Raw genomic sequence first — 24,993 nt, 5'->3', positions numbered from 1 at the left:
CAACTGGCCTCGTGCGCTTTATTTAAGCGGACGGAAAATGCAGGGGATGAATATAGCGCTTTCTTGTGCAATAAATGAAGATTCCGAAAGAAAAGATACTCCGAATCCATAGCCATTATAACGCAACTGCGCTTTCATTAAAAGCAAGAAGTAACATTTTGGACACAATTTTAAATACTTGTCCGGAAAGGTTTTTTCTGAAAACGTTTTACTATATCATTATTTTAATCCAATCAACATCGTGCAAGAATTTCGCTGTTTTTTCACAACGCGGAACCCCTGCCGCTCATACAGTTTTCGCGCCGGATTGGAGCGGGCCACGCTCAAGGAGACGGCCTCCAGATCCGCCGCCCGCAGTTCAGCCAGCATCCGTGCCAGCAGCGCCGTGCCGATGCCGCGCCCGCGGAAAGCCGGCAGCACCGCCAGCGTAAGCTCCGGCACATCCGCGCGGACAAAGCCGTAGCCTTTCTGGGCAGCCGCCGCAAAACGGATCCACACGGCCCCGACAGCCTGACCATCGGACAGCGCCACGAATGCCTTATCGCCTTTCCTGCCGAAGTCCGCATAGTAGCGCCGGATCGCCGGCTCCTCCAATATTTTCCGCGGCAAAAAGCCCCCGCCTTTGGGCGAATAGATCGCCTGATAAGTCATTTCCTTCAGGAAAAACTCATCCGCAGGGGCTCCTTCTCTGATCGTGATCATTTCAGGATCAGCGACACGATCAGCAGGATGATCTCCAACCCGTGATAGAGGATCAGATTCTTGATCGCCAGGTTGAAGGTGGTCGCTTTGTCCTGTTTGGCTTTGAAGCGGTGGATGTTGCGCTGGATGACCGGGAAGATCGCCCAGATGAACAGCATCCAGACCGGATAGATGCCGAACAGCACGGAAACGCTCGTCGCGGCGAAAGCCCCGTAGTACAGCCAGGAATACAGGCGCACGGCAATCGGTTTGCCGATGTAGAAAGTCAGCGTGTAGCGGTGGTTGGAGATGTCCGTTTCGTAGTCGCAGATATTGTTCGCCAGCATGATGTTGGCGATGCTGAACACAAGCGGAGCCGACTGCAGCAGGATGATCAGCAGATTGGCGACGTTCCCAGCCAACGTAAAGTTCGGCCATTGCAGCAGCAGCGACGCCAACGTTCCGGCCGGCACATTCACGAAGACGGCGATGAAAAAGATGCCGAAGCCCATCGTCAGCCCCGAGGCCACTTCGCCCAAAGGCATCCGCGAAATCGGAAACGGGCCGAACGTATAGAGGATCCCGATCGCGAAGCAGAGCGCCCCGATCGCGAGCAGCAGCAGATTCGTCCGCGCCGTCAGGATCAAACCGAGCAAGGCCGCAAAAGCGATCATCGAGACGATGATGGTCGCGGCTTTTTTGACGGAGATGCCCGCTTTGCCGAGGATATTTTCCTCGTCGCGGTAGACCAAGTTCTTCGCCTTCACAAAGTCCATCGTGTTGTTGATGGCCGTCGTCGCCATATCAAAGACGACCATGGCGATGAAGAACAGGATCGTGTTCAGCGCATTGATGCTGCCGAAACGGTAAAGCGTAAACAAGGTCCCCAGCACAAAGGGAAACAGGCTGGCCAGCTTGGTTTTGATTTCCACGAATTCCAAAAATACAGGTACAGTCATGCTGCTCACTCCTCTTCATTTTCCCAGACATAGTCGGCGTTCGTCAGTTCGAAATTGTCCATCAGCCCGTCCGAAACATAGACCTTCATGTCCTTTGTGACAAAAACGGCTTCGATATCGTCGCGTCCGTTGACATAGGCCAGGCCAGCTTCCATCCCCAGTCCGAAGACGAGCGTCGATAAGGCATCCCCGTCGATCGACTTGTCGGAAATGATCGAAACGCCGGCGATGTCGTTGTCGAACGGATAGCCGGTTTCCGGATCCATCAGATGGTGGTAGCTGACGCCGTCCACTTCGATGTAGCGCTCGTAGATGCCCGAAGTCACGATCGAGCGGTCCGTTTGCTTCGTTTTGCCGATCGTTTCCCCGCGTGCAGCCAATGGATCCTGGATGCCGACGTTCCAGGCTTCCCCTTCGCGCAGCGGCGAGCCTCCCAGCACATAGACGTTGCCGCCAAGGTCGATGATGGCGGTCGTCACGCCTTCCTCCACCAGCAGTTCCTTCACTTCATCGGTGATGTAGCCCTTGGCGATGGCGCCCAAATCCAGACGCATTCCGGCGCCTTCCAGTCGGACCGTCTGCGACTCGTCGTCGAGCACAACGCGTTCATGATCGACCAAAGTCAGCGCCGCATCGATTTCGCTCTGTTCCGGCTTGCGCGCATCATCGAAACCGATGTGCCAAAGCTCCGTGATCGGCCCGATCGACAGGTCGAAATCGCCTCCCGAGGCTTCACTGTAGTCCCAAGCACTACGCACCAGCGGATAGATGTCCTCCGACAGCTGCACCGCTTCCGCCCCTGCCGCAGCATTGACCTTGTCGATCTCGGAACCTGGTTCATTGACCGTAATTTTGTCGGCCAACGCTTCCACGCGGTCGAAAGCCTCTTCCAGCACCGCTTCTTTGCCTTCGTCATAGACACGGACCGTCACGTACGTCCCCATCAGAAATTCCGTTTTCTCATACGGCTCCTTGCGTAACGCCGCTTCTTCCTCCACCGCCGCGTTTCCGCAACCGGCAAAGAACAGCGCCAGCAGCAGTGTTCCCGCCAGACCGGCCTTATTTGCATATTTTCCCATCCGTTCACCCCATCATTCCATTTAAAAAGACAGGCAGGAACAAGAACGCTGTCCCTACCTGTCTATGATAATCTTTTTTGTTGCCGATTCCACCCCAAAAGCGGAAAAACAGCTTATTCTTCGACTACGTTGTCGATTTCGATCGTAGTTGTGTCGCCAGCTTCAGCTGCGTCGATCAACATTGGAGCATACTTTTTGAAAGTATCAGTAGAACCTGTTGCACCAGTAACGACTTCAACCGCTTCCGGATCTTGCTTCTCAACCAACTGGTTGTTCAATGCCGGGAAGTAATCAGCCGGTCCGATGCCAACTTTCGCTGCCATATTTTCTTGGTAAGTCGCATCTTCCGATTTCTTCGCGCCGGCTTCGTTCACGTTCTCGTATGCCGATTCCGTGATTTTGCCGTCCACTACAGTGATCGAGAATTCAGTTTTCCAGCCGCGTGTGTCAAAGTTCTTTTCAACTAATGTATATGTGCCGTCCTGCAGTTCAGCCGCCGCTTCTGAAACAGCTTCAGAAGAAGACTCAGCCACAACTTCGGATGAAGCCGCTGCAGAAGATTCTGCCTCAGTGTCAGTGTCCGCGCCGCCGCAGGCTGCCAGTACGAAAGTTGATGCCAGCAAAAGAGTTGCCGTAGATAACGTTTTCTTTAATTCCATAATCTATCCCACCCTGTTCTTTTTTGTTATATGGCTAGATATGTGACGCCAATCACAAGCCCCCGATATCTTTCCACTTACTTATCATACCATTTGTTACATCTTTAGCCAAATAAAATCCTTATATTTATCAAAAAAGCATTATTTTCTGATGATTTATCCGGAAAATAAATACTGTCAATCCAGGCCATCCCAACAAGGATACCGCTACATATTGCGATAAAGCAATTGCTCAGTTATTTTCGTTAGCGTTTCCTTTACGGGCTGGTCCGGCAATTTTTTGATCAGCTTCAGCGCTTTGGTCGTGTACTTCTTGGCCAAAGCCTGGGCAGCGCGATTGCCGCCGCAGCGTTCCACCAAATCGTGGATCTCCGCCAGCTCCTCCGCTGTCACATCCGCCCCTTTGGCGACGTAGGCAGCGAAGGCTTTACGGTCGGCTTGCATTGCGTAAAGTACAGGCGCCGTGTAGATGCCATTGCGGAAATCACTAAGAGCCGGTTTGCCCAAGGTCTTTTCGTCCTGCGTGTAGTCCAAGACATCATCCATGACCTGGAAGGCCATGCCGATGTTGTGGCCGATCCGATAGGCCAGTTGCGCCAACTTCTCGTCCTCATCCGCTCCATAGGCACCGGCATAGCAGCTCAAAGCGAACAGCTGAGCCGTCTTGCCCTGGATCTGGCGCAGATAATCACGCATGCGCATGTTCGGATTGTAGCGCATATCCATCTGGTTCAGCTCGCCGATCAGGATGCTTTCCATCCCGTTCGTGTCAATCTTCAGCACAGCTGCGTTGTCGGCATATTGAGACAACAAGCGGAAACAGACCGTGAAGAGATAATCCCCCGCATAGACGGCGATCTGATTGCCGAATGCCCGGTTCATTGTCGTCTGGCCTCGGCGGGTGCCAGCCTCATCGATCACGTCATCATGCATCAACGTCGCGGTATGCAACAATTCCACCGCGGCGGCAATCGCCTGCGCCCTTTCCGCATCCCGTTGCGAGGAAAAGTATGAAAACAGCAGGCAATAGGCCGGCCGCAGCATTTTCCCACCCGAAAGCAGCCGAGCGAGGATCGCTTCCCTGACCGCCTGATTTTTGATCGTTATGTTTTTTTCCAACAGCTCATTGGTGGCGACCAATTCCGCCTGCAGCAGCGGATACCGGTCCCACATCGCATGAATATTCATCGTGAAACTCCTTTTGTTCTGCCTTAAGCGGGGATCAGGAAATGATGTCGAGGGCCTCTTCGTCGGCATCGTTGGCCGCTCCGTCGGCTCCGCGCACCTCAACCAGCACGCGGTTCGGCAGGCACATGATCGTTTCCCCGATGCCATCCTTCGCGCCCATCCGCACGCACAACTGGTCATCGCAGTCGGCGGATTCGATCCGGACCGTCGCCCCTTCGCGCACGATCACATTTTCGTGGCCGTGGTCGTCGCGATAGACATAGGTTTCCGTCTTGCCGTCGTCCTTCAGCACAAATTCCTTCACCACATTGCCGTCCACGCTGACGACCGCGATTTTGTCAGCGCTCTCCGCATTGGCCTGATGATAGCCGAAAATCCCCAACGGCAGGAAGGAAGCCGCCATCAAAAGCAGGATGATGAAAAGATCGCCTCTGCGGATCATTTTCAGGTATTTCCTCATTTCCCGTCACCTCTTCGTTCTTTTGCTTAAAAGAAAAGGGCTAAGGCAAGTCTCCCCACCTTAACCCTGTCAGATCGTTATTATTGACCGACGCCCGGTCTATAGATTGATTTTGTCTTACCGTACCACCAGTTGTCAAGTTTCTTCTGGATCCACGGAATCACGTAGTAGTCCAACCCGAAGGCTCGGCCTGAACCGTTCATCAGGGCGATGGCAACCGGAATGAACCACATGTTCACCCAGTAGAACATACCGGACAAGGAGAACGCAGCCACCAAGGCGATCGTTGCGGCATTCGCCAGGAAGGTGAACAAGCCCGCGATGATGGCCAAGCCGATCAGCAACTCGACGATCGTCATAAACTTCTGGAAGAACAACGCCATTTCCACGTTCGGGATCATGATCTTCATGATGCTGTTGAACCATTCCGGCGCTTCTTTGAAGATCATCATCGGCTCTTCCCCGTAGGCGTAACTCAAACCGAAGACCGGATGGCTGACGGCAGTGGCCGTTTCCGTTACCGCTTGGGAGGCACCGGTCGTCGCTTCCTTCAGCCAGGCGAAAGGCAGGACGATGTCATCGCCGAACCAGGAAGTCGTGCCGTAGAGACCGTAGATCTTCTTGACCGCTTCCCAGGTCCACATGCTGCCGTAGAAGACGCGCAGCGGCAAGGCCCAGAGCACATTGCCCAAGCGGGACAGGTGGCCGCGGAAGATGTTGCGTTTTTCTTTGATATGGAAGAATTCATGATAAATGTATTGCACGAAATAATAGCCTGAGCCGATCGTCATGAAGTAGAACAAGTTCACGATGTGCTTCACGAGCATCGCGAAGAAACCGCTCAAGTGGATCTTGTCCATCAAGTAGGCCACGCCGTAACGGGAACCGATCGAAATCATGAAGCCTTGATACGTGCCTTTGTGTTCGTGCTTCTCTGTGCCTTCGATCGAAGCGATGATGTTGGCGGCCGCTGTGTGTCCCGTCTGTTCGGCGGACTGCACGATCTGCGGCACCGGCGCGTTGTCTTTGTCGGGCTCTTCATAGTAGACCAAATCCCCTGCCAAATAGACGCCATCGGAATCTTTCGCTTCCATATATTTATTGGCTACCAAACGGCCCGCTCTTGCTTGTTCGATGCCGTAAGCCGCTGCATCCGTGTTGGCTTTTACCCCAGCCGTCCAGATCAAAGTATGCGTCGGAATGATTGTTCCGTCGGACAACTCGACGCGGTCCTTCTCGACGTTGGCGACGCCATTGCCTTTGATGATCTGGATGCCTTGCTTCAGCATGTATTTTTCGGCTTTTTGTTGTTCCTTCTCGGTCACGACACCCAGAATCTGCGGTGCGGCTTCGACCAAGTAGAGGCTGAACTCAGCCGGATCCAGTTTGTTGGCTTTGGCCAGATGGTCTTTCCATTCCATCAGGTCCCCGACCAATTCGACACCGGTAAACCCGGCCCCGCTGACGACAGCCGTCAGCATCGCTTTGCGCTTGGCATCATCGTGCTCATTCGAAGCGGCTTCGACCGTATCCTGGATATGACGGCGGATTTTGTTCGCGTCTTCCCAAGACCACATCGTGAAGGCATGCTCATCGACGCCCGGCACGTTGAATGTGTTCGGCTCCCCGCCCATCGCCAGGATCAGGTAGTCATAATTGAAGCTGTGGCTGCTGGTCGTCACGACTTTCTGCTCGCGGTCGACGTGGGTCACTTCGTCGGTGACGATGTCCACGTTGCGGTTGCGGCTGAATAGGCGCTGCAGATCGTATTGGATCGCATCGGGCTGTACGCGTCCCGCTGCCACCTCATGCAGCTCGGTCATGTACGTCTGGTAGGAATGTCTGTCGATCAAGGTGATCAGGACATCCGGATTTTTCTTGAAATGGCGGGACAGCTTCTTCGCGGCGGCCACACCGGCAAAGCCTGCTCCCACAACCACAATATTCTTTTTACTCATCCTTGTAGTCTCCTTTTTCTATGTGCAGCGCAGCTTTGCGCCAGTTCACTTATTTAAAATAACCACATTTATAAGTATAGTGCATTTGTGAATAATTGTCCATGCATAACCCGGAAGTAGCATGAAAAAGTTTATCTATGAGCATTTCCTCATATTTTTCACTTTGTTTTCTTCCTCACGCGTCGCCTTAAAACCTTTCGCAACCGAGATGTCCCCGCAATAAACCGCTAGTCCTGCCCTTCCCTGTAGACCAGCGAAGCCTCATACCACGCCTTCGTCAATTTGCTTTTAGCGGCCTCTTCCAGCTGGAACTGGCGGATCGTCGAGACATGCTCCAGCAGATAATTCGCCGCCACCCCGACCGCGATCCCCGAGAAGATGCCGGTCACGGAAAGGATCGGCAAGTAGAGCATCACACTGAACGACTGCGCAATCAGACTCGCCACCGCCAGCTGGCCGACATTATGCAGAATCCCGCCGGCCGCGCTGATGCCGATCATGCTGACCCGCTTCGGCCCCAACAGCCGGACCAAAAGCATCCCGCCATAGCTCAGAAAAGCCCCCGCAAAACTGTATAGGAAGGTCGATAATGTCCCGCCCAACAAAGTGGAAATCAACAGCCGCATCCACACAACTTTGAAACTATCCTTATAAGGCAATGTAAAGATCGCCAACAAGGTGATGATGTTTGCCAACCCCAGCTTCGCACCCGGCGCAAACGCGAACGGAAACGGAATCGCCCGCTCCAGCAGCGTTATGACAACACCCTGCGCCGCCAATAATGAAATATAGATCAAACGTTTATTTTTGTTCATCAGCTTATCCCAACTTTATCAAATTCGTACTTAAAGTGTAGCACAATGAGGCCCCAGAAATGAACTCAGGGCCTGTTTTTCCGGAAAGAAAAAAACACCTCGCCGGAAAATCATTTCCGGCGAGGATTCATTAGGATATCATTCCAACAAACGTCTCATTTTACGGTGGCATCGATCATAGGCGTTCTTGATCGATGTTACGTCACAATCAAATTCTTCAGCAATTGCCGAGAAAGCGGACCCTTTGAGGAAACGCACAAAAACTGCTTGCTCAAATTCCGATAAACTTTCGAAGTAACCGGATGCACTCTCCTTCACCATCACGATTTCTTCAGGAGAAAAGCGCGTCGAAGCAACTCCTTCGAACGAAAATTCCGTATGATTGCTGTATTGATTCTCCAATATTTCATCCAACGACACCGAGCCTTTATCGATCTTTCGCTTGACCGCACTTTCTTTCCTGATCAGACTGAAAATATGATGCTTCAGCGTCAATTTGTAGAAGCTTGCAAACTGCAGACCTTTCTCGGGAGCATACGCTTGCACCGCTTTATGCAAAACCATCCGCGCCTCCTGCCAAAAATCTTCTTGTTCCAAAGAGCGCAGATAATACACTTTGTTGAACTTTTTCACCAAAGGCAAAAACCTATAGAAAAGTTCTTCAAAATACATTGCATGCCCTTGCTGAATCAGTACCACCAGTTGCTCTGGACTGTTTTCCGATAATTCCACTACTTCCTGCATTATAATACCCCCAAGTTCATTTTCAGCAATATCTTATGCATCTCCGAAATTGCATGATATATTACCTGACACCTATTATACCAATAAAGTAAGCGCTGTCAAACATTAGTTTATTTTTTCGTTCACACTTTCCCGCACTTTTTTATTCCCGTATAAAAATATTTACATAACAGTTGAAACGCATCAACATCATCCTTATGCCAGACACTCCGAATCAATTGGAATCCTTCAAAATATGTCAGGCAGTTAAGTTGGCGGATATTATCGATGTTATGAAAAATGATTGCTATTCATTTTTTTGTATTAACGGCGCGAAAAATTGTATTCATGAATATATACATAAACTCAATATTCCAACCAAGCTTTCATCTTTTCAATATAACCGTCAGTAAACCTTGTCGGCCAATCAATCTCAAAAAAAATCAGTCCTGCCCCTTCAAAATCGCTTTTTGGAGAGGCCGAACTGATTTTTTTACAAACTACTATACATGTTTACGACATTTCCAACCGTGAACCCAAACTCTTTCAGGATTCTGTCCCCCGGCGCGGAAGCGCCGAAGTGGTCGATGCCGATGATTTTTCCTGCAGAGCCGACATAACGTTCCCAGCCGAATGTGGCGCCGGCTTCGACCGCCACGCGTTTAGTCACGGCTTGCGGCAGGATTGCTTCTTTGTAGGCAGCGGATTGCTGTTCAAACAAATCGAATGACGGGAGGGAGACGACGCGGACATCCTGGCCCTGCGCTTGCAGGGCTTTTTGGGCCTGGACCGCCAGCGAAACTTCCGAACCGGTCGCGATCAGGATGCCTTCCGGGACAGCCTTTTCGGAATCGGAAACGATATAGCCGCCCTTGGCAACTTTTTCGAAGACATCTGTGGTGGTCCCTTCCAGCACCGGCAGGTTTTGCCGGCTCAGGACCAGGATCGTCGGTTTGTCCGTCGTTTCCAGCGCCAGTTTCCAGGCTGCCGCCGTTTCGTTGCCGTCGGCCGGACGGATCACCTGCACGTTCGGGATGCAGCGCACGCTGGCGAGTTGTTCGATCGGTTCGTGCGTCGGGCCGTCTTCCCCGACAGCCACCGAATCATGGGTCAAGACATAGGTCACGGGCGCTTTTTGGATGCCCGCGAGCCGGACTGCCGGGCGCAGGTAGTCCGTGAAGACGAAGAACGTGCCGCCGTAGACTTTGCTGCCGCCGTGCAGCTGGATGCCGTTCATGGCGCAAGCCATGGCGAATTCGCGCACCCCGAACCAGATGTTGCGGCCTTCGTATTGGCCGGGTTCGAAGTCTTTCTCGGCAGCGACCATCGTGTTGTTGGAGGACGAAAGGTCGGCCGAACCGCCCCAGAAAGCGGGAACCGTTTTCGAGATAGCCTGGATCATTTCTTTGCTGGAAATGCGGCTTGCCTGGTTGGAGCCCAGTTCATAGTGCGATAGTTAATGATTCTTTACCCTGATTATTACAAAAAAATAAAAATCTAGAACAGTCGTTGCATAATTCCGATGTGAATATAGAACATCAATGCCCTACAAGTTTATCTTTGTTAAATGATCCAATAATTTCAACAAGTCCATTGGTTGCTCCACCACATACGTTGCTGTTATTTTCGGATCCCTTGCTGCGTGCTTCCGGAAATTTACCCAAATTGTTTTCCACCCTGCCGCGGCTGCGCCGACAATATCGTTGTTGAAGTTATCGCCGATGTAGTACACATCGTGTTTTGAAAATCCCATCTTTTCCTCTAGCGCTTCGAAAATTTCTTTGTTGGGTTTGGAAACTCCGGCAATTTCCGATACCAACATATTTTCGGGAGCGATCCACTTTCCGAGGCCCAGTTGCTTGATTTTTCTCATTTGGTTAGCATCCGCGCCATTCGTGATGATCCCGAGTTTGGCGCCCCTCTGGAGCAGCAGTTCAAAGATTTGAGGGAATTCATCGATCAGCTTGATTTCATTTTGGAACGTTTCGTAGTCCAGTTGGAAAGACAACGCCTCCTCTTCGGTTATCCGGATGCCTAGTTCCTCGAAAGCCTTCGAGATGCGGTAGATGTGCATTTTTCTCAGCTTCTTGATTTCGTAGCCGGTTGATTCGAACGCTTCGTCGCTGTATTTTCTGCTCAGTTTATACAAATTTTCTATGTCCACTTCATCCTTGAAGCGCAGGAAATGTTTTTTGAACGCCCTATTGAAGGGTTCCAGTTGATCGTACAATGTATCATCAACATCAAATATGAAAGTTGTCACCATACTTATCCTCCTCCGTAATGTGTAATTCATTTATCTTTACATTAGTACAAAAAGGGACAAAACTCCAATGAGTCTTATCCCCTTCTCTTTTCTATAACGCATTAAAAACAGAAACGACTCGTTCTACCGTAAACCCATATTCGCGGATGACCGTCTCACCGGGTGCACTGGCTCCGAAGGTATCAATCGAGATACTGTCACCCTGATCTCCGGTGTAACGTTCCCATCCGAAGCTAGCACCCATTTCCACCGATACGCGCTTCTTCACGTCTTTCGGCAACACGGATTCTTTGTATTCCGCTGATTGGCGTTCGAACAGATCGAAACTAGGCAGCGAAACGACGGAGACATCCTTGCCTTGTGCCCACAGGCTGCTCTGCGCTTGGATCGCAAGGTGGACTTCCGATCCGGTTGCGATCAGGATGCCGTCAGGTTTATCGCCCTGCTGTTTGGATAACACGTAACCGCCTTTTGCCACACCATCCTCAGCCAGTTCCTTAGTATGAGGAATAACTGGTAAGTTTTGTCGACTCAGCACCAAGACGGTAGGCGTCTCCTTGGACTGCATCGCGACTTTCCATGCTGCGACTGTCTCATTGCCATCGGCGGGTCTGATGACATGTACGTTTGGCATGCAACGCAAGCTCGCCAGTTGTTCAATCGGCTCATGGGTAGGTCCGTCTTCCCCTACAGCCACTGAATCGTGGGTCAACACGTAGGTTACCGGCACTTTCTGGATGGCACTCAAACGCACTGCCGCTTTCAGATAGTCTAGGAATACAAAGAATGTTCCGCCGTAAACTTTTGTCCCACCATGCAGTTGGATGCCGTTCATGGCAGCGGCCATAGCAAATTCGCGCACACCGAACCAGATATTGCGGCCGGAGAAGTCTGATGGCTCGAAATCGGATACACCGGCTACCATCGTGTTGTTCGAAGAAGACAGATCTGCGGACCCGCCCCATAAGAACGGTATCGCCTTAGCCAACTCCTGGATGGTTTCCTTGCTGGTGACCCTGCTGGCGGCACTCGCACCCACTTCATAAGTCGGCAGATTCTTATCCCAGTCCTCCGGGAGCTCCCCTGAATGGGCTATTACATACTGCTCAGCCAGTTCGGGATAGGCCGCTTTATAGCCAGCAAACAATTCTTCCCATTCTTGCTGGGCTTTTTCCCCTCTGACGACTAACTCATTCCGGAAATGCGCATATACTTCTTCGGATACATCAAATTTCTTGTCCTTATCAAACCCATAAAAAGTCTTAACATTTTCGGCATCCACTTTCCCTAAGGGAGAACCGTGCACTTTGGAAGTTCCTTGGCTGGCCGATCCATACCCGATGACCGTCTTCACCTCAATCAATGCCGGCTTATCCTTTTCGGCCTTGGCAGTCTCGATAGCCGCATAGATCGCATCCAAATCATTGCCGTCTTTCACTAAGATATGTTGCCAACCATAAGCTTCGAATCTTTTTCCAACGTCTTCCGTGAAGGATTTATCCGTTGGCCCATCGAGCGAGATATCATTCGAATCATACAATACGATCAGTTTACCCAGTTTAAGGTGTCCTGCTAACGAGCACGCCTCATGGGAGATGCCTTCCATCAAATCACCATCGCCACACAAGCCGTATGTGTAGTGGTCGACTATCGGAAAATCCTCTTTGTTGTAAGTAGCCGCCAGATGTGCTTCCGCCATCGCCATACCGACCGCCATCGCGATCCCTTGGCCCAATGGTCCGGTGGTCGCCTCTACACCATCCGTATGATGGACTTCCGGATGTCCTGGTGTCTTTGAACCCCATTGACGGAATTGTTTCAAGTCATCAAGTGAGACTTTATACCCTGACAAATGCAGCAAACTGTACAACATTGCAGATCCATGTCCGGCTGAAAGAACAAAACGATCCCGGTCTGTCCATTCTCTTGAAGTGAGCGGATTGATCTTCAGGAATTTTGACCAGAGCACATAAGCCATCGGAGCGGCTCCCATCGGTAAGCCAGGATGCCCTGAATTTGCGGCTTCAACTGCATCTATACTCAAGGTACGGATTGTGTTTATCGCTTTCACGTCTACTTTTTCAAACATTTTTTCACTCATCCTTTTTAAAAAAGAGTATCCAATGAGTGCTTAGTAGTGTCACTCGTTCAGATACTCTATTCATTTTCTATTATTAATTATTGAGCTGATACAAACGGCTCTACTCAGCTACTTTTTTGATTCTCGAAGTAGCACCCTTCAAGTTATAGCATTCAGCATAGTCTCGAATCGGTCTCTTGATATGGTCGATGACGTAACGTTGTCCATCGATATTATGTTCAGCTAAATTCTTGTACATTTTTTCGATTTCAACTTTTACTTCGTCATCATTGAATGTATAGTGTCCGGCCACATCCAGGATTTCCTCGGTCAACTCAGCATCTGCCATGATTTGATCAGCAGTCAAATTCTTTTGCTCCCCAACCATCCATTTCTTCCAGCGTCCGCTCTTGATGGCATTGAGCAGGATGATGTTGCGCGTATTCGATTGATCCGTGACCAGACCATATTCCACCAATTTCGCTTCCACTTCAGCCAGGTTCATATAAGCACGTGTTTCTTCCGTTCCGTATTGAGGGGCAATGTTTGTGGCTGTGATTTGGGAAGGGATGTGCTCCAATAAAGTTACATCATCCAAATAGTCGCCATTATGTTCTTTCAATCCCACACCGTATTTCTTAGCCATCTGTGCCAAATCATAAGCATTCTTGAAATTGAACGTCCCGACTTGTTGCCCTTTCCGGATCAATGTACCTGTCTGTCCCACGATGAACGTTGGCATCGGCAACCCACGTTTTTCCAATTCGTCTTTCAAGCGTAGAATAAACGTTTCATAGGTTTCCGTAGACGTCAAACCGCCATTCGTCTCTTCCGTACCGACTTCATATCCGATTTCCGGAAGGTTTCTTGCCTTACGTTCCTTTTCACAGAATTCGATCAAATCTACCGTTCTTTCCAAAACAGTATCCAATGGAATCACCTTGCCTACTTCAAATGGATCTTTGGTCGGATCGATCATCAATAGGTCGAACCCTGCTTCTATATCCGCGACATAAGATTTTTTCCCCAATACCATCGCTTCATCTGTAGGGATGTGGTCGTTTCGCTCTTGGTCACGCTGCCAAGGTCCACCATGGTCACGGCACAAATAGTATAAGTTATCATAATCGATTGCCTTCGCTACTTCTTCGACAGCTGCAGCAAATGTAAATTGATTCCAGCCATTCACATAGCCGCCGCCCAGCTCATCCGCATCCACTTGGTTGCGGCTGGCAATAAACATTACCGGATAGTCATCTTCTTTTGATAATTCTAATGTAGCTTGCACACAATTTTTTGACATCGGTCCAATTCCCAATATAGTGGCACTTTCACCGGTCTTTTGTAATTCTAATAGTCCTTCTACAACGCTTTTGATAGGTAATTTTGTCATTATCTTTTCCCCCTGGTATTGTTTTTTATTATTTAACGATCTCTGTATCTTCAGAATTCGTTTTGAACTCATTATTCTTTCCTTGTGTTTCTTCAACCAGATTCGGCTTAGTAAAGTGCAGAATAGCTACTGATACCAATGTACCGATCATCATTGCCAAGAAATACCATAGTTTGCCGTTTACGACCGGCAAAATAATCAGGCCTCCGTGAGGAACCAACGCTTCAACACCGTTTGCCATACCCAACGCTCCACCGACAGCACTACCAATAATGATCGCAGGCAATACCCGTTTGATGTCTTTGACCGCAAATGGAATCGCACCTTCCGTAATACCGATCAAACCCATGAAGAAGGCGGAAATACCTAAGTCTTTGTCTTCGGAAGTATATTTTTTGCGATCGATGAATGTGGAGATGGCCATTGCCAAAGGCGGAATCGCTACTGCAATCCGATGCGCCCCGTTTGGTGCATAAATACCTTCTGCCATTAAAGCCAATGTAAAGGCCGTGGCCGTTTTATTGATCGGGCCACCCATATCAATCGCTGTCATGGCACCAATAATCAAGCCTAAAACAATTGCGCTGCCGCCCTGCATTTCGCCAAGAACGCTAACCAACCAATTCATTCCGGCTCCAATTGGCACAGCAATGATATAGATGTAGACAAGCCCGACTACAAACGTTGTAAACACGGGAACTATTAATATCGGCATAATGGTCCGAATTGTTGCTGGCACTTTCCATGTTTTACACCATTTGACTACGTATCCCACAGCAATACCCACAATCATCGCTCCAAGGAATCCTGTTTTCACTTGACTTTCCCCGATAGGGTTATTCGCAACATAACCTAAAATCATTCCGGGTGCGATGCCGGGTTTTCCGGCCATAGAGTATGCGATATAACCCGACAAAAGGGGAATCATCATCGAGAAACCAGCAATCCCTAAATCAAGGAGATTCTTCATGAAAGGATTAGTGACTTCCATCCCTGCGTCAGTTGCCGTACCCGTAGCTAATGCAGTGGCAAGAAAAATACCCCCGACTACAACTGCTGGCAACATGTAGGAAACACCCGTATTAAATGCTTTTTGTAAATCCTTGAAAACCTTATTTTCCTTTTTCACTTTCCGTCATCTCCTCATTCTTTGATAAGTACAATGTTTATAATTTTTCAGCTTTATCCAGTAGGTCCGCAGGATGTTTGATCACTTCACCTGGATCGATTTGAATCACCTTTCCGGCATCCATTTTTTCCTCAAAACGATCTTCTCCTTCAATGCTGATTGCTACCGCCAGAATCACTACATCTGCTGCATCCACCTCTTCTTGTTCCAGTTCGTTTTCGATCCCCATGCTGCCTTGGGTTTCTACTTTGACTTCATAACCACGTTTTCTGCATTCTTTTTCGATTGCCTCTTGCGCCATATACGTATGTGCTACTCCTGTTGGACATGCTGTAACAGCTACTACTTTCATCTTCTTTTCCTCCTAAATTTCTATTGAATTCAATTGTTCAAAAATTTTACCCTTATCAGTTTGGTTTAATAGCTTCTCTCTGAATTCATCATCCAGTAATTTCTTGCTCAACTGGGAAATGAATTTCAGATGCAGTTTCCCTGGACTCTCTTGTGGCACACCAATCAAAAATACTAAACGAACCATTTCCTCATTGTCTGCGGTCCATTGAAATTCATCCTTCGTCCGAAGGAAGGCTATGAATGGGTTTTTGACCGAACCGGTCTTTCCATGAGGGATCGCAATCTGATAACCTATTGCCGTAGGAACCTCTGCTTCCCTTCTTTGGACTGAATCATAAAAATCCTTGAATTCACTCACATATCCGGTCGCTTCGGCTTGCTTGACGATAAATGCAATGACCTCATTTTTGGTTGAAAATTCTTCATCGATAAAAATCAATTCTCTTGAAATGACACTGTTACCCTTCTCCTGCATTTGTTCCATATACCTCACTCCTAAATCCTTTTAATAAATCATCTGTAGAAGACGCTCTTCTGATACCTTTGAGCCTCTCTGGGCCATCTATGATATTGTATATATCCGCCAGAATATTCCGGGTTTCCTTCGTATCTTGTTTTGAAATGCATATCATAAAGACAACATCTACGTAATAATTTTTCCACTTAAACTTTTTGGCATTTTTGATGACTGCAACAACTGTTCTATTCACATAATGTGAATTTCCATGGGGTACAGCTACCCCGGTGGGCAAATCCGTTCCGCCTGCTGTCTCCCGATTACTTACACTCTCTATGAACTCCTGTGTGATGTATTCGGCTTGAATCAATTTTTTCCCGATACCTGCAATCAACTCTTCTTTGGAAGTGAAATTGGTATTTAGATAAGTGAACTCTGCATCTATATACTTTGTTAAATTATCAAATCCCGAAAAAGGTCTCTCTACAACTTGCTTGGTGGGTTTATACAACTCACTTCCGATTTTTGATAAATCTTCATCATTCAAGAAGGGCGAGACATAGATGACTTTTTTGTTTGGGAGGTCGATATTGATAGTGGACAGAATCAAGTCAAAGGAGTGCAAATCAATCTCATCCAATTCCATTACTGATGCAGCTTCTAATGTATCCAGTGATGGCAGAACATTTTTAATCCTGTTGATCAAGAGTTCCGAAGTCGCGATTCCCATTTGACAGACAACCAGTATTCTGCGGTTCGCCTTGGCTCTCTCGATAGCCGCTTGAAAATAAATCGTCAGAAAGGCGATTTCATCTTCATTAAAGGTAATTCCAAGTTCCTTTTCGTATTCACTCAACACCACCCAAATCACATTGAAGGTAAGGGAAAATTCCGTTTTGATACGGGAAGTGAATGGGTTTTCAATTTTGTTCTTCGCCCGCAAACGATAAATCATCGGTGGAATATGATTCCTTAGTTGACTGCCCAGTTTTTCATCTCCGGAAAAATTGATGTTCAATGATTCCGAAACGCGATCCAGCAGGCTGTCGACTATCAAAACGTCAATTTTTTGCTCTGGTAGTGATTCGAACCGATTCAAAATCAAATGATGGGAAAGATATTTCACATCCTCAGGGGTATACGATAAATCAAGCCTCAACGCCGCTTTATTCAACAATTCATTTGCGCTCTCTTCAAAAAATGCATCCTCTCCCGAATGATTTACTGCAGTAGTCACGCTGATATGATGGCCCATTTTTATCCGATACATCAAGATGACAAAAATATTCAAAACGTTTTGAACATAATAGTCTGAAATAACATTTGCGTGGTTTCTTACGTAGTTATATAAAATGTTGGAGCAGACACTGATTGGTTGTTCCCCGTAATACACTTCCAGCAACTTCATCTTTTTCGTGATTTCATCTTCGATATAATAATCAGAGTTGCTCAGAACATATCGATTGAATTGAAGAAATGCCTTTTGGATATCCTCTTCCGCTCCAATTAACCTTGTTCCATTAATATCTCCCTGAAGCTTGCAGTTGTTTCCTTCACTCAGGACCTTCATCACAAACGTTAAGTCATTTTTGATCGATGTTTTACTGACCATGAAATGATTTGAAAGGCTGCTGAAGCTGACCTTCTCATCAAAAAGCAAGTACTTCATGATTTCGATTCTTCTGGAAATGGTTGAATACACATCTGCCTCCTCATCCATTTCCATTGGGTCAATTTCTTCATTCACCTTTCTCAAGGCGATTCCGACACCCCTCCTCTTTTCGATGTATTCACCTGAACTTTTTACATAATCCTCGATTATCTTAATCTCGGAATGTATTGTCCTTTTTGAAACACCTAATTTCTTTGAAAAATAATCCACCGTTTGAAAATCATTTTGGTGGATCATTAGATCCAATATTTTTTTTTGCCGCTTCGTAAGCATTCTGATAAGCACTTCCTTAACTCGAGTTTTCTTTTTGTTAGCGTTATCAAACTACACTTATGATTATAGATCCCATTGCAGTAACTGAATATGACAAGTTCCTGCAACAATGATAGCGCTTCATTTTTTGACATGTTGCAAAATCACTCTATGAAATTAGTTGATCATAGCTACTCAAAGTTGATTGATTCAGCACATACAAATATTGATATGGCCTTGATTATAACACCTTTTATTCTATACAATTCGTTAATTTGGATAACTCTGGATTGCAGGTTATCGGTATAAACTAACGGGTATAGACAATTGCTTGCTGCAACTATTTTCAAAAGCATTTATTTATCTGCAAAGTTATGCTGAAAACAGAACAGATTTCTACTACATTGGATTTGAAGGATTCTTTTACACAGAAAAAAACTCTACAAGAATAATTACCCCTTGTAGAGTTTAGATTGTGCTGTATTCATTTATATTGTAACAAATCCATCTGCTGAACCACATAAATATTCCTGCCGAATCTCCCATTTGCGGCAGGGTCCTTTTGGATGGTCAGGTAGCCTTTAGCCAACAGAAGTTTCTTGTGCTTCTGGAAGCGTTCCATGCCCATGTTCAGGTCTTTGCAGATGTCCTCCACCGTAGGGAAATGCGTGTCTCCTGCTCCGATGCATGCGGCAAAGTACCCATAAATCGCTTTCGCCTCTACCGTCAGTTCTCTGTCAGTCATCACCATTCTCGGAACGGTCCCATATCCCATCGCAAATACGTCTATCATTTTCTCCATCATTTCCATCCTACTTTCTTTTTCGGTCTCGGACCCGACCGCCGCCCCATGTCCGTGATCGGAGCATCGTAGGTCTCTACTTACAAAGACGGTGCCGGGATGGAAAGTGTAACCCCCTCACAGATATTTTGTTGCTTCCTCGTTGTCATGAGCTGCTGTTGCCCCACACAAGACCGATTGATCGCTTCGCTGATTCGTCTTAGCCCTTCCTGCAGAACGGCTCTGGGGCAGGCGAGGTTCAGGCGGATGAAGCCGTCCGAGTTTTGGACAAACATGTCGCCGCCTTCCAAAAGGACACCGGCTTCGTGCGCGAAGAACAGCGGCAAGTTTTCTGCTTCCGAGAAATAGCGGCTCACGTCCACCCAGGCGAGATAGGTTGATTCAGATACTTCCATGGTCGCTTCCGGCAGGTGTTCCGCAAGGTGTTTTTTGGTGAAAGAGAAATTCCCGTCCAAATAGTCCGTGAGCTCCTCCAGCCAGTCACCGCCCTTCTCGTAGGCTGCCTGCGCGGCCGCGACACTCAGTGGATTGTCGAAGTTATAGTGTCTGGCTGACCAGACGCTACGTAATTCCTCATTCGGGATGATGATGTTCGAAATCATCAAGCCTGCCATATTGAACGTTTTGCTTGGGGCCATGCATGTGATCACTTTGTCGTAGTCCGGGATGATTTTTGCGAATGGGACGTGCTGCTTGCCCCTTCGCAGCAGATCGCAATGGATTTCATCCGAAATGACCCACAGCTTGTGTTCGACGGCAATCTCCCCGATCTTCCGCAACTCCTCCTCGGTCCAGATCCTGCCGGTAGGATTATGCGGGTGGCACAAGATCAACAGGCTCACTTTTTCGTCCGAAGCCTTCTTCTTCAGGTCCGCGAAATCGATCTGGTATCTTCCGGCCTCATTGATCAGGTCGCTCGCCACCGCTTCCCGGTTGTTGTAGTCCGCTGCATATTTGAAATAGGCATAGGAAGGCGTCAGGAAGAGGACTTTTTCATCTTCCGCGCAGATGTAGTCGACCAATTCGTACAGCGCGGGGATGATCCCATTCGACATGACCAAATGCTGCTTGTCGAAGTTCCAGCCGTATCTTGTTCTGCACCAATTAGAAAAGGCACCATAGTATTCATTTCCAAAAATACGCGTATAGCCAAAAATCCGCTTTTCCAACCGTTCTTTGATCCCATCAATGATCACATCCGGTGTGGCGAATTCCATGTCCGCCACCCACATGCGGATGAATTCTTCGTCCTTGTAAGGAAACGTCATGGAGCCGTCATCTCGGAAGATGTATTCCCTGAAGCCATCCGTGTTCATCGCATTGGTGTTTCTTCGTTCGATTATTTCGTCAAAATCATACATTCTGGCGCCCAACTTTCTCTTTCAGATTTGTATCTATAATCTATTACATCGGAGTACCCCGCACAAACCAGCCAAAGTTTCTTCAGAATGGAAAAAACGAGGCAAAAAATCTATTCAGACTAGATTTTCCGACCCGTTCGCCTATGTTATAATCGTTCTATCATTTAAAGCATCGAAATTCAGACTTTTTTCAATTTATACGAAACTTTGGGGGTCACCTTGTATGACTAATATCAATCAGGAAATCGGCATGCGGATCCGGAATTTTCGGAAGCGCAAAAACATGACGCTGCTGGAACTGTCCGCAAAAATCTGCAAAAGCAAAGCGACGCTCTCAAAATATGAACGCGGCGAAATCGTCATCGACATCGCAACCTTGTATGAGCTGGCGGATATAATCGGCGTCCACATTAACCAACTGCTGCCTGCCGCCGAAAATAATGATCCAAAAAATGTGAAGCCCCTGAATCCAGCTTTCTTCTCCGGGGTCAACCAATTCTATTCCTACGTGTACGACGGGCGCGCAAACCAAGTCATCACGTGCGTTTTCGACATCGTCCCTACGGAAGAGGCAGGCGAAAACAACATCTACATGTATATGAATATCAAGGATTATGACCATTATCAGGATTGCGAAAACACGTATTACGGCAACATCGAGCATTACGACGCGCATACCAATATTGTGCTCCGGAACCAGGACACATACATGGAGCAAGTGACAATCAGCATATTGGCTTCATTTTTGGACGCCAACACGAAATGGGGCTTGTTTTTCGGCCTATCTTCGCGCCCGATGATGCCAATCGCGGTAAAAATGCTTTTCTCCCGAACCCCCTTGAAGGAAGATGCGCAGCTGATCGAAAAATTGAAAGTGTCCAAGGAAGACATCCGATTGCTGAAGCACTACAACATGCTGTCGGTCACGTGAATTTGTCCCACTCCTATCAAACCCCTAGCATCGCAATTGGGATCACATGCACCCGATCCGATTCTCTCGTGTATGCATAAGGGCCTGTATTCAGTAGCACCTTGGTTACTTGAAATTCATCGTTTACGGTATCCTCAAACCAGTTTAAGTGCTCTACATACTGATCTTTCGCATCTGGATCGGCTTTTACTTCGAACAAAATCAGAGAATTGCCTTTTTGCAGAATGAAGTCGATTTCCCGCGTTCCCTTTGCGTCCCGAAAGTGATACAGCTGCGCATCATTCGCATCGGCATAGACAATCAAGCTCTGGTACACTAGCGACTCCAGCAGTTGACCTATCAACGTTTGATTGAATTTTCCGACGTGCTTGGGTACCTTGTAGGTTTCCAGTTGTTCGCGGCTCACCCCAAGCAGGCTCAACGCAATCGCGGGATCCAGCATGAAATGTTTTGGCGCTTTCGCTAAATTGGGATAGAGTTTGCCGATTGCTAAAAACGGCTGCACTTCATCAATGATGTACAAAATCTTTAGAGCCTCGCGATAATTATTTGCGGTCGGCCTGCTTGGCGCCTCACTATTGTTAGCCATAGCAGCATCGATGATGGTTTGGAAACTGGTTGAGGTACCGATGGACGCAGCATAGGCTTTCATCCAAGCGAGCAGACTCTCCGGCTTTTTGACCGTAAAACCGTTCTCGCTGAATTCATGCTCCACAATGTTTGTTGTGTAACTGCTCAACAGTAATTTTCGCGTACGTTCCGCTTTACTTCGGATACCCGGAAATCCCGATTTAAAAATTTCATCTAAATAATCTGTGATTTTATTATCCGTTTTCCCGCTGATTTTCTTCGTATCCGATAATCCAAAAAGTTGGGAAATCCGAATATATTCTTCAGACATTTTCCTTTCCTCTATCGAATAGGGCCGCATTTTCATCCTGACGATTCGGCCTGCTCCGCTATGGATCCGGGAATTGACTTTGATGCTGCTGCCTGTGAAAAGCACGCTGCCTGAAGGTAATCCTTTATCCACTTGATGTCGGACAAACGTCCATATTTCTGGGAGCAATTGCCATTCATCCAATAGAACCGGGTGTTCCTCTCTCAAAATGATTTCAGGGTCGCCTTTCAGGAGCATCCGAGTGGCCTCGTTGTCCAAGCTGAAGACGGTCTTCGCCAGGTGCGAACAAGTCTCCGTTTTTCCTACGGCTTTTGCGCCTTCAATCAATATGGCTGGCAAATCCTCGAAGTAGCTTTTTAAGGACTCGTCAATGATTCGTTTTTCATACATGCGACTCACTCACTTTACGTTTTTGTAGGCCTTAACTTTACAAAAATGTTAGCACGTATTTTACGTTTTTGCAAATCCAATTTTACATATTTTCCGTTTCAATTTTACATATTTTCCCGTTCAATTTTACAAATTTGTTGGTATCTACTTTACGTTTTTGTACCGATTAACTTTACGAATTTGTCGCTCTCTACTTTACATTTTTGTATCAGCATTCTCCAGCCGCTGATTACGGCGACAGAAATTCTCACGAATAAGCTTGACTTAAAGTTCAGTTCAACCTGTATACTAGTTTTATATGCGGAAAAGCTGCCCGGAGGTTCCGGGCACGTTGTTTTGTAACCGCAAACAAAATAGGGTTGGAAATCCCTTCCTGAAGGAGAATATTATGAAAAAACCAAATTTTATGTTACTGGTCTTCAGCGCGATGAGTTTTGTGCTGGCGATGACGGCTTTTGTGTTCAGCGGTATTTTGGACAAAGTGGCTGTTTCGCTGGGCATCTCGGTGGCAGAGTCCGGACTGTTGAACACGATGTACTCTTATGGGGCGGCGTTCGGGGTGCCGATCACTCTGATCCTGTTCCGGAAGGTCGAACGCAGCCGGATGCTGAAGCTCATGCTGTTGCTGACGATTTTGACGACCTTCGCCCTCATCTATGCCCAAAGCTTTGTCCAGCTGCTCATCGTGCGCTTGCTGATGGGGATTTCCGCCAACAGCTATGGTGTCTTGGCCATTTCGACGGTCTTGGCGCTCTCCCCCAAGGATAGGCAAGGTCGTTCCTTGGCCTTCTACATCATGGGCAGCTCCTTGGCGCTTGTCATCGGCGTTCCATTGACTCGGGTCTTATCCGCTGTCTTCGATTGGCGCAGCATTTTTTGGATTTTGAACGGCATGATGATGCTGTCTCTGGCTTATTTCCTGAAATATTTGCCGAAAGCGGACCACGAGGCCACCAAACTGAATCTGAAAAACGAGCTGCAGTTCTTTAAGGACGGGAAAACGTTGTTGCTGCTTGCCTATACGTTGACCATGTTCATGGGCTACAATGCGTTCTACACCTATGCAACGCCGTACTTGTTGCTGCTTTTCCCTTCCGTCGAGCCGCTGATGAGCCTGATACTAGTTGCGCTCGGCCTCGCCACTTTCGTAGGCAATCTGATCGGCGGCCACGTCTCGGATGCGATCGGATATGCCAAGTCGATGATGCTCGGGGCGGTGCTCCAAACGGCGGCGATGCTGCTGATCCTTGTTTTCCAACCGTCGAAATGGCTAAGCGTGCTCTTCATCATCGTGTGGCTGATGAGCGCCTGGTTCACCGGTCTTCAGCTCAACACCGGCATCGCCCAAGTGACCGACAACAAATCCAGCTTCATGCTGAGCATAAACGGCTCCTTGATCCAATTGGGCGGTGCGTTCGGCGCCAGCTTGGCTGCCGTCGTCATCAACCTCAGCGGCATCCAAAGCATCGTCTTCGTCGCCCTGCTGACCAGCCTGGCGATTGTGCTGATCCAGGCGGTTTCGATGAGGAAATATGGCTGAGACTGGTTGATGCTCTGTTGAGGGGCTAGGGGAATAGGCTGCAAAAAAAACAGAAACAGGGATCTGCACTGTTCTCCTCCGGTGAACGGAGGCTTCGCCGAAGTTCAGCCAACATTCTGCTTGCGTTCTCCGATGGAGCCGGCTTCGCAGGAGTTGAGGCTTGCTATTACCGACGAACTCCGGCGGGTGCCCTTTCGCCAGAGTTGCGGACGGATTCCAGGATTGCTGCTTTATGTTTATGTCGCGCACAACCTAAAGAAGCGGCCGCCCATTGCCGGGCGGCCGCTTCTTTGCGTTCGTTTTTGGTTTTATTGGCGCTGCCGCCCTTTTGATTGGAGGGCGGTCGGCCGAATTTGTCGAACGCTGGTTGCCTATTCGACAATTTTATTCGTGAAGTGGCCAAATTTGTCGAACGCTGAGAGGACGTTCGATTGTTTGACGTCTGCAGAAGGCGAAATTGTTGAATGCTGGAGTGTATTCGACAATTCGATCCCACCCAGGCCCTATTCTTAGCGCAACATCCCTGTTTGTTGCCTTCAGATGCGCGGGAGGGGCGCCTTGGTAGCATTTGTCGAACGCCATCAATAAAGAACGCAAATGAAAGCTGTCATTTGCGTTCCTATGCTGTTTTATCATTTTCCGCCAGAAGACTCCCACCTCTAGGAATGAAAAAGGCACAGCCCAATGAGTAGGTGGGAGATGAATGGCGGTAGGCGTCAGCCTATTCTTTTCGAAAAATCTTGTTGTTAAAGAAGGCCCTCCCGTTCGACCAAGAACAAATGTTCGTGTATAATAGGTGGCAGAAGGAGGTGACTGGCAATGCTGATCCACAAAGCCTACAAGTTTCGGATCTACCCCAATCAGGAACAACAAATCCTGATTGCCAAGACCATCGGCTGCTCCCGGTTCGTGTTCAACCATTTCCTGTCCGAATGGAACAAAA

At 48.1% G+C, this 24,993-nt stretch carries 22 protein-coding genes and 1 pseudogene; 3 read left to right on the top strand and 20 right to left on the bottom strand.

The annotated features are described in order from the left end of the window. Positions 1–219: 219 nt before the first annotated feature. The 19 genes and pseudogenes from BMX58_RS11580 to BMX58_RS11490 form a co-directional block, all read right to left on the bottom strand. On the bottom strand, positions 220–702 hold the full coding sequence (locus BMX58_RS11580) for a GNAT family N-acetyltransferase (RefSeq protein WP_068622779.1): 483 nt from the start codon (positions 700–702) through the stop codon (positions 220–222). After that, positions 699–1,640, bottom strand: coding sequence for a 1,4-dihydroxy-2-naphthoate polyprenyltransferase (menA, locus tag BMX58_RS11575; RefSeq protein WP_068622780.1), 942 nt, complete (start codon positions 1,638–1,640; stop codon positions 699–701). The genes BMX58_RS11580 and menA overlap by 4 nt, the downstream gene beginning before the upstream one ends. A 5-nt stretch (positions 1,641–1,645) precedes the next feature. After that, entirely contained in the window at positions 1,646–2,719 is a 1,074-nt protein-coding gene (locus BMX58_RS11570) for an FAD:protein FMN transferase (protein WP_068622781.1), read from the bottom strand. A 113-nt stretch (positions 2,720–2,832) separates the two neighbouring features. Next, positions 2,833–3,378, bottom strand: coding sequence for an FMN-binding protein (locus tag BMX58_RS11565; RefSeq protein ID WP_068622782.1), 546 nt, complete (start codon positions 3,376–3,378; stop codon positions 2,833–2,835). Between the two features lie 207 nt (positions 3,379–3,585). Beyond that, positions 3,586–4,566, bottom strand: coding sequence for a polyprenyl synthetase family protein (locus tag BMX58_RS11560; protein ID WP_068622783.1), 981 nt, complete (start codon positions 4,564–4,566; stop codon positions 3,586–3,588). A 34-nt stretch (positions 4,567–4,600) separates the two neighbouring features. Continuing rightward, entirely contained in the window at positions 4,601–5,026 is a 426-nt protein-coding gene (locus BMX58_RS11555; RefSeq protein WP_068622784.1) for a NusG domain II-containing protein, read from the bottom strand. A gap of 80 nt (positions 5,027–5,106) precedes the next feature. Next, the gene (locus BMX58_RS11550) at positions 5,107–6,984 is read right to left on the bottom strand and encodes an FAD-dependent oxidoreductase (protein WP_068622785.1); all 1,878 of its coding nucleotides are present in this window, start codon (positions 6,982–6,984) and stop codon (positions 5,107–5,109) included. Positions 6,985–7,211: 227 nt separating this feature from the next. Next, positions 7,212–7,799, bottom strand: a complete 588-nt coding sequence (locus tag BMX58_RS11545) for a Gx transporter family protein (protein WP_068622786.1) — start codon at positions 7,797–7,799, stop codon at positions 7,212–7,214. Positions 7,800–7,937: 138 nt separating this feature from the next. Continuing rightward, complete coding sequence (locus BMX58_RS11540; protein ID WP_068622787.1) at positions 7,938–8,543, bottom strand: sigma-70 family RNA polymerase sigma factor; 606 nt, start codon at positions 8,541–8,543, stop codon at positions 7,938–7,940. Positions 8,544–9,015: 472 nt separating this feature from the next. Beyond that, positions 9,016–9,978: pseudogene (locus BMX58_RS11535) on the bottom strand (transketolase-like TK C-terminal-containing protein); the annotation flags it as partial. A 90-nt stretch (positions 9,979–10,068) separates the two neighbouring features. Further along, the gene (locus BMX58_RS11530) at positions 10,069–10,788 is read right to left on the bottom strand and encodes an HAD family hydrolase (protein WP_068622788.1); all 720 of its coding nucleotides are present in this window, start codon (positions 10,786–10,788) and stop codon (positions 10,069–10,071) included. Positions 10,789–10,879: 91 nt separating this feature from the next. Then, positions 10,880–12,877 carry a transketolase gene (tkt, locus tag BMX58_RS11525; protein ID WP_068622789.1) on the bottom strand — a complete coding sequence of 666 codons (1,998 nt, stop codon included), beginning with the start codon at positions 12,875–12,877 and terminating at the stop codon, positions 10,880–10,882. 112 nt (positions 12,878–12,989) lie between these two features. Beyond that, complete coding sequence (locus BMX58_RS11520; RefSeq protein WP_068622790.1) at positions 12,990–14,261, bottom strand: class II D-tagatose-bisphosphate aldolase non-catalytic subunit; 1,272 nt, start codon at positions 14,259–14,261, stop codon at positions 12,990–12,992. A 28-nt stretch (positions 14,262–14,289) separates the two neighbouring features. Further along, complete coding sequence (locus BMX58_RS11515) at positions 14,290–15,390, bottom strand: PTS fructose transporter subunit IIC (protein ID WP_068622791.1); 1,101 nt, start codon at positions 15,388–15,390, stop codon at positions 14,290–14,292. Between the two features lie 37 nt (positions 15,391–15,427). Further along, positions 15,428–15,742 carry a PTS fructose transporter subunit IIB gene (locus BMX58_RS11510; protein ID WP_068622792.1) on the bottom strand — a complete coding sequence of 105 codons (315 nt, stop codon included), beginning with the start codon at positions 15,740–15,742 and terminating at the stop codon, positions 15,428–15,430. Positions 15,743–15,754: 12 nt separating this feature from the next. Beyond that, positions 15,755–16,228 carry a PTS sugar transporter subunit IIA gene (locus BMX58_RS11505; RefSeq protein ID WP_068622793.1) on the bottom strand — a complete coding sequence of 158 codons (474 nt, stop codon included), beginning with the start codon at positions 16,226–16,228 and terminating at the stop codon, positions 15,755–15,757. Then, a complete protein-coding gene (locus tag BMX58_RS11500; RefSeq protein WP_068622794.1) occupies positions 16,203–18,146 on the bottom strand; it encodes a BglG family transcription antiterminator in 1,944 nt (647 codons plus the stop codon). Before BMX58_RS11500 ends, BMX58_RS11505 begins: the two co-directional genes overlap by 26 nt. Before the next feature lie 463 nt (positions 18,147–18,609). After that, positions 18,610–18,927, bottom strand: coding sequence for a helix-turn-helix domain-containing protein (locus tag BMX58_RS11495; RefSeq protein ID WP_162268616.1), 318 nt, complete (start codon positions 18,925–18,927; stop codon positions 18,610–18,612). An 80-nt stretch (positions 18,928–19,007) separates the two neighbouring features. Beyond that, positions 19,008–20,288 carry a MalY/PatB family protein gene (locus BMX58_RS11490; protein WP_084253886.1) on the bottom strand — a complete coding sequence of 427 codons (1,281 nt, stop codon included), beginning with the start codon at positions 20,286–20,288 and terminating at the stop codon, positions 19,008–19,010. Between the two features lie 223 nt (positions 20,289–20,511). On the opposite strand from BMX58_RS11490, the gene BMX58_RS11485 reads away from it, so the two are divergent. Beyond that, a complete protein-coding gene (locus BMX58_RS11485; protein ID WP_068622796.1) occupies positions 20,512–21,219 on the top strand; it encodes a helix-turn-helix domain-containing protein in 708 nt (235 codons plus the stop codon). A gap of 16 nt (positions 21,220–21,235) precedes the next feature. Here the strand turns inward: BMX58_RS11485 and BMX58_RS11480 are convergent, their stop codons facing one another. Then, positions 21,236–22,510, bottom strand: coding sequence for an ATP-binding protein (locus tag BMX58_RS11480; RefSeq protein WP_068622797.1), 1,275 nt, complete (start codon positions 22,508–22,510; stop codon positions 21,236–21,238). A 388-nt stretch (positions 22,511–22,898) separates the two neighbouring features. Here BMX58_RS11480 and BMX58_RS11475 point away from each other — a divergent pair, with 388 nt between their 5' ends. Both BMX58_RS11475 and BMX58_RS11470 read left to right on the top strand, forming a co-directional pair. After that, positions 22,899–24,050, top strand: coding sequence for an MFS transporter (locus BMX58_RS11475; protein WP_068622798.1), 1,152 nt, complete (start codon positions 22,899–22,901; stop codon positions 24,048–24,050). Between the two features lie 819 nt (positions 24,051–24,869). Continuing rightward, on the top strand, positions 24,870–24,993 hold a 124-nt coding region (locus tag BMX58_RS11470), incomplete at its 3' end, for a helix-turn-helix domain-containing protein (protein ID WP_165605757.1).

Source organism: Trichococcus ilyis (assembly GCF_900109135.1).
Lineage (GTDB): Bacteria > Bacillota > Bacilli > Lactobacillales > Aerococcaceae > Trichococcus > Trichococcus ilyis.
The sequence above is the reverse complement of the archived record's forward strand: the minus strand, read 5'-3'. Positions and strand labels throughout refer to the sequence as shown.

What these genes read in the sequence shown, in the direction of transcription:
- BMX58_RS11580 (WP_068622779.1), bottom strand. Translation starts at nt 702, where the DNA reads ATGATCACGATCAGAGAAGGAGCCCCTGCGGATGAGTTTTTCCTGAAG.
- menA (WP_068622780.1), bottom strand. Translation starts at nt 1,640, where the DNA reads ATGACTGTACCTGTATTTTTGGAATTCGTGGAAATCAAAACCAAGCTG.
- BMX58_RS11570 (WP_068622781.1), bottom strand. Translation starts at nt 2,719, where the DNA reads ATGGGAAAATATGCAAATAAGGCCGGTCTGGCGGGAACACTGCTGCTG.
- BMX58_RS11565 (WP_068622782.1), bottom strand. Translation starts at nt 3,378, where the DNA reads ATGGAATTAAAGAAAACGTTATCTACGGCAACTCTTTTGCTGGCATCA.
- BMX58_RS11560 (WP_068622783.1), bottom strand. Translation starts at nt 4,566, where the DNA reads ATGAATATTCATGCGATGTGGGACCGGTATCCGCTGCTGCAGGCGGAA.
- BMX58_RS11555 (WP_068622784.1), bottom strand. Translation starts at nt 5,026, where the DNA reads ATGAGGAAATACCTGAAAATGATCCGCAGAGGCGATCTTTTCATCATC.
- BMX58_RS11550 (WP_068622785.1), bottom strand. Translation starts at nt 6,984, where the DNA reads ATGAGTAAAAAGAATATTGTGGTTGTGGGAGCAGGCTTTGCCGGTGTG.
- BMX58_RS11545 (WP_068622786.1), bottom strand. Translation starts at nt 7,799, where the DNA reads ATGAACAAAAATAAACGTTTGATCTATATTTCATTATTGGCGGCGCAG.
- BMX58_RS11540 (WP_068622787.1), bottom strand. Translation starts at nt 8,543, where the DNA reads ATGCAGGAAGTAGTGGAATTATCGGAAAACAGTCCAGAGCAACTGGTG.
- BMX58_RS11530 (WP_068622788.1), bottom strand. Translation starts at nt 10,788, where the DNA reads ATGGTGACAACTTTCATATTTGATGTTGATGATACATTGTACGATCAA.
- tkt (WP_068622789.1), bottom strand. Translation starts at nt 12,877, where the DNA reads ATGTTTGAAAAAGTAGACGTGAAAGCGATAAACACAATCCGTACCTTG.
- BMX58_RS11520 (WP_068622790.1), bottom strand. Translation starts at nt 14,261, where the DNA reads ATGACAAAATTACCTATCAAAAGCGTTGTAGAAGGACTATTAGAATTA.
- BMX58_RS11510 (WP_068622792.1), bottom strand. Translation starts at nt 15,742, where the DNA reads ATGAAAGTAGTAGCTGTTACAGCATGTCCAACAGGAGTAGCACATACG.
- BMX58_RS11505 (WP_068622793.1), bottom strand. Translation starts at nt 16,228, where the DNA reads ATGGAACAAATGCAGGAGAAGGGTAACAGTGTCATTTCAAGAGAATTG.
- BMX58_RS11500 (WP_068622794.1), bottom strand. Translation starts at nt 18,146, where the DNA reads ATGCTTACGAAGCGGCAAAAAAAAATATTGGATCTAATGATCCACCAA.
- BMX58_RS11495 (WP_162268616.1), bottom strand. Translation starts at nt 18,927, where the DNA reads ATGGAGAAAATGATAGACGTATTTGCGATGGGATATGGGACCGTTCCG.
- BMX58_RS11490 (WP_084253886.1), bottom strand. Translation starts at nt 20,288, where the DNA reads ATGTATGATTTTGACGAAATAATCGAACGAAGAAACACCAATGCGATG.
- BMX58_RS11485 (WP_068622796.1), top strand. Translation starts at nt 20,512, where the DNA reads ATGACTAATATCAATCAGGAAATCGGCATGCGGATCCGGAATTTTCGG.
- BMX58_RS11480 (WP_068622797.1), bottom strand. Translation starts at nt 22,510, where the DNA reads ATGTATGAAAAACGAATCATTGACGAGTCCTTAAAAAGCTACTTCGAG.
- BMX58_RS11475 (WP_068622798.1), top strand. Translation starts at nt 22,899, where the DNA reads ATGAAAAAACCAAATTTTATGTTACTGGTCTTCAGCGCGATGAGTTTT.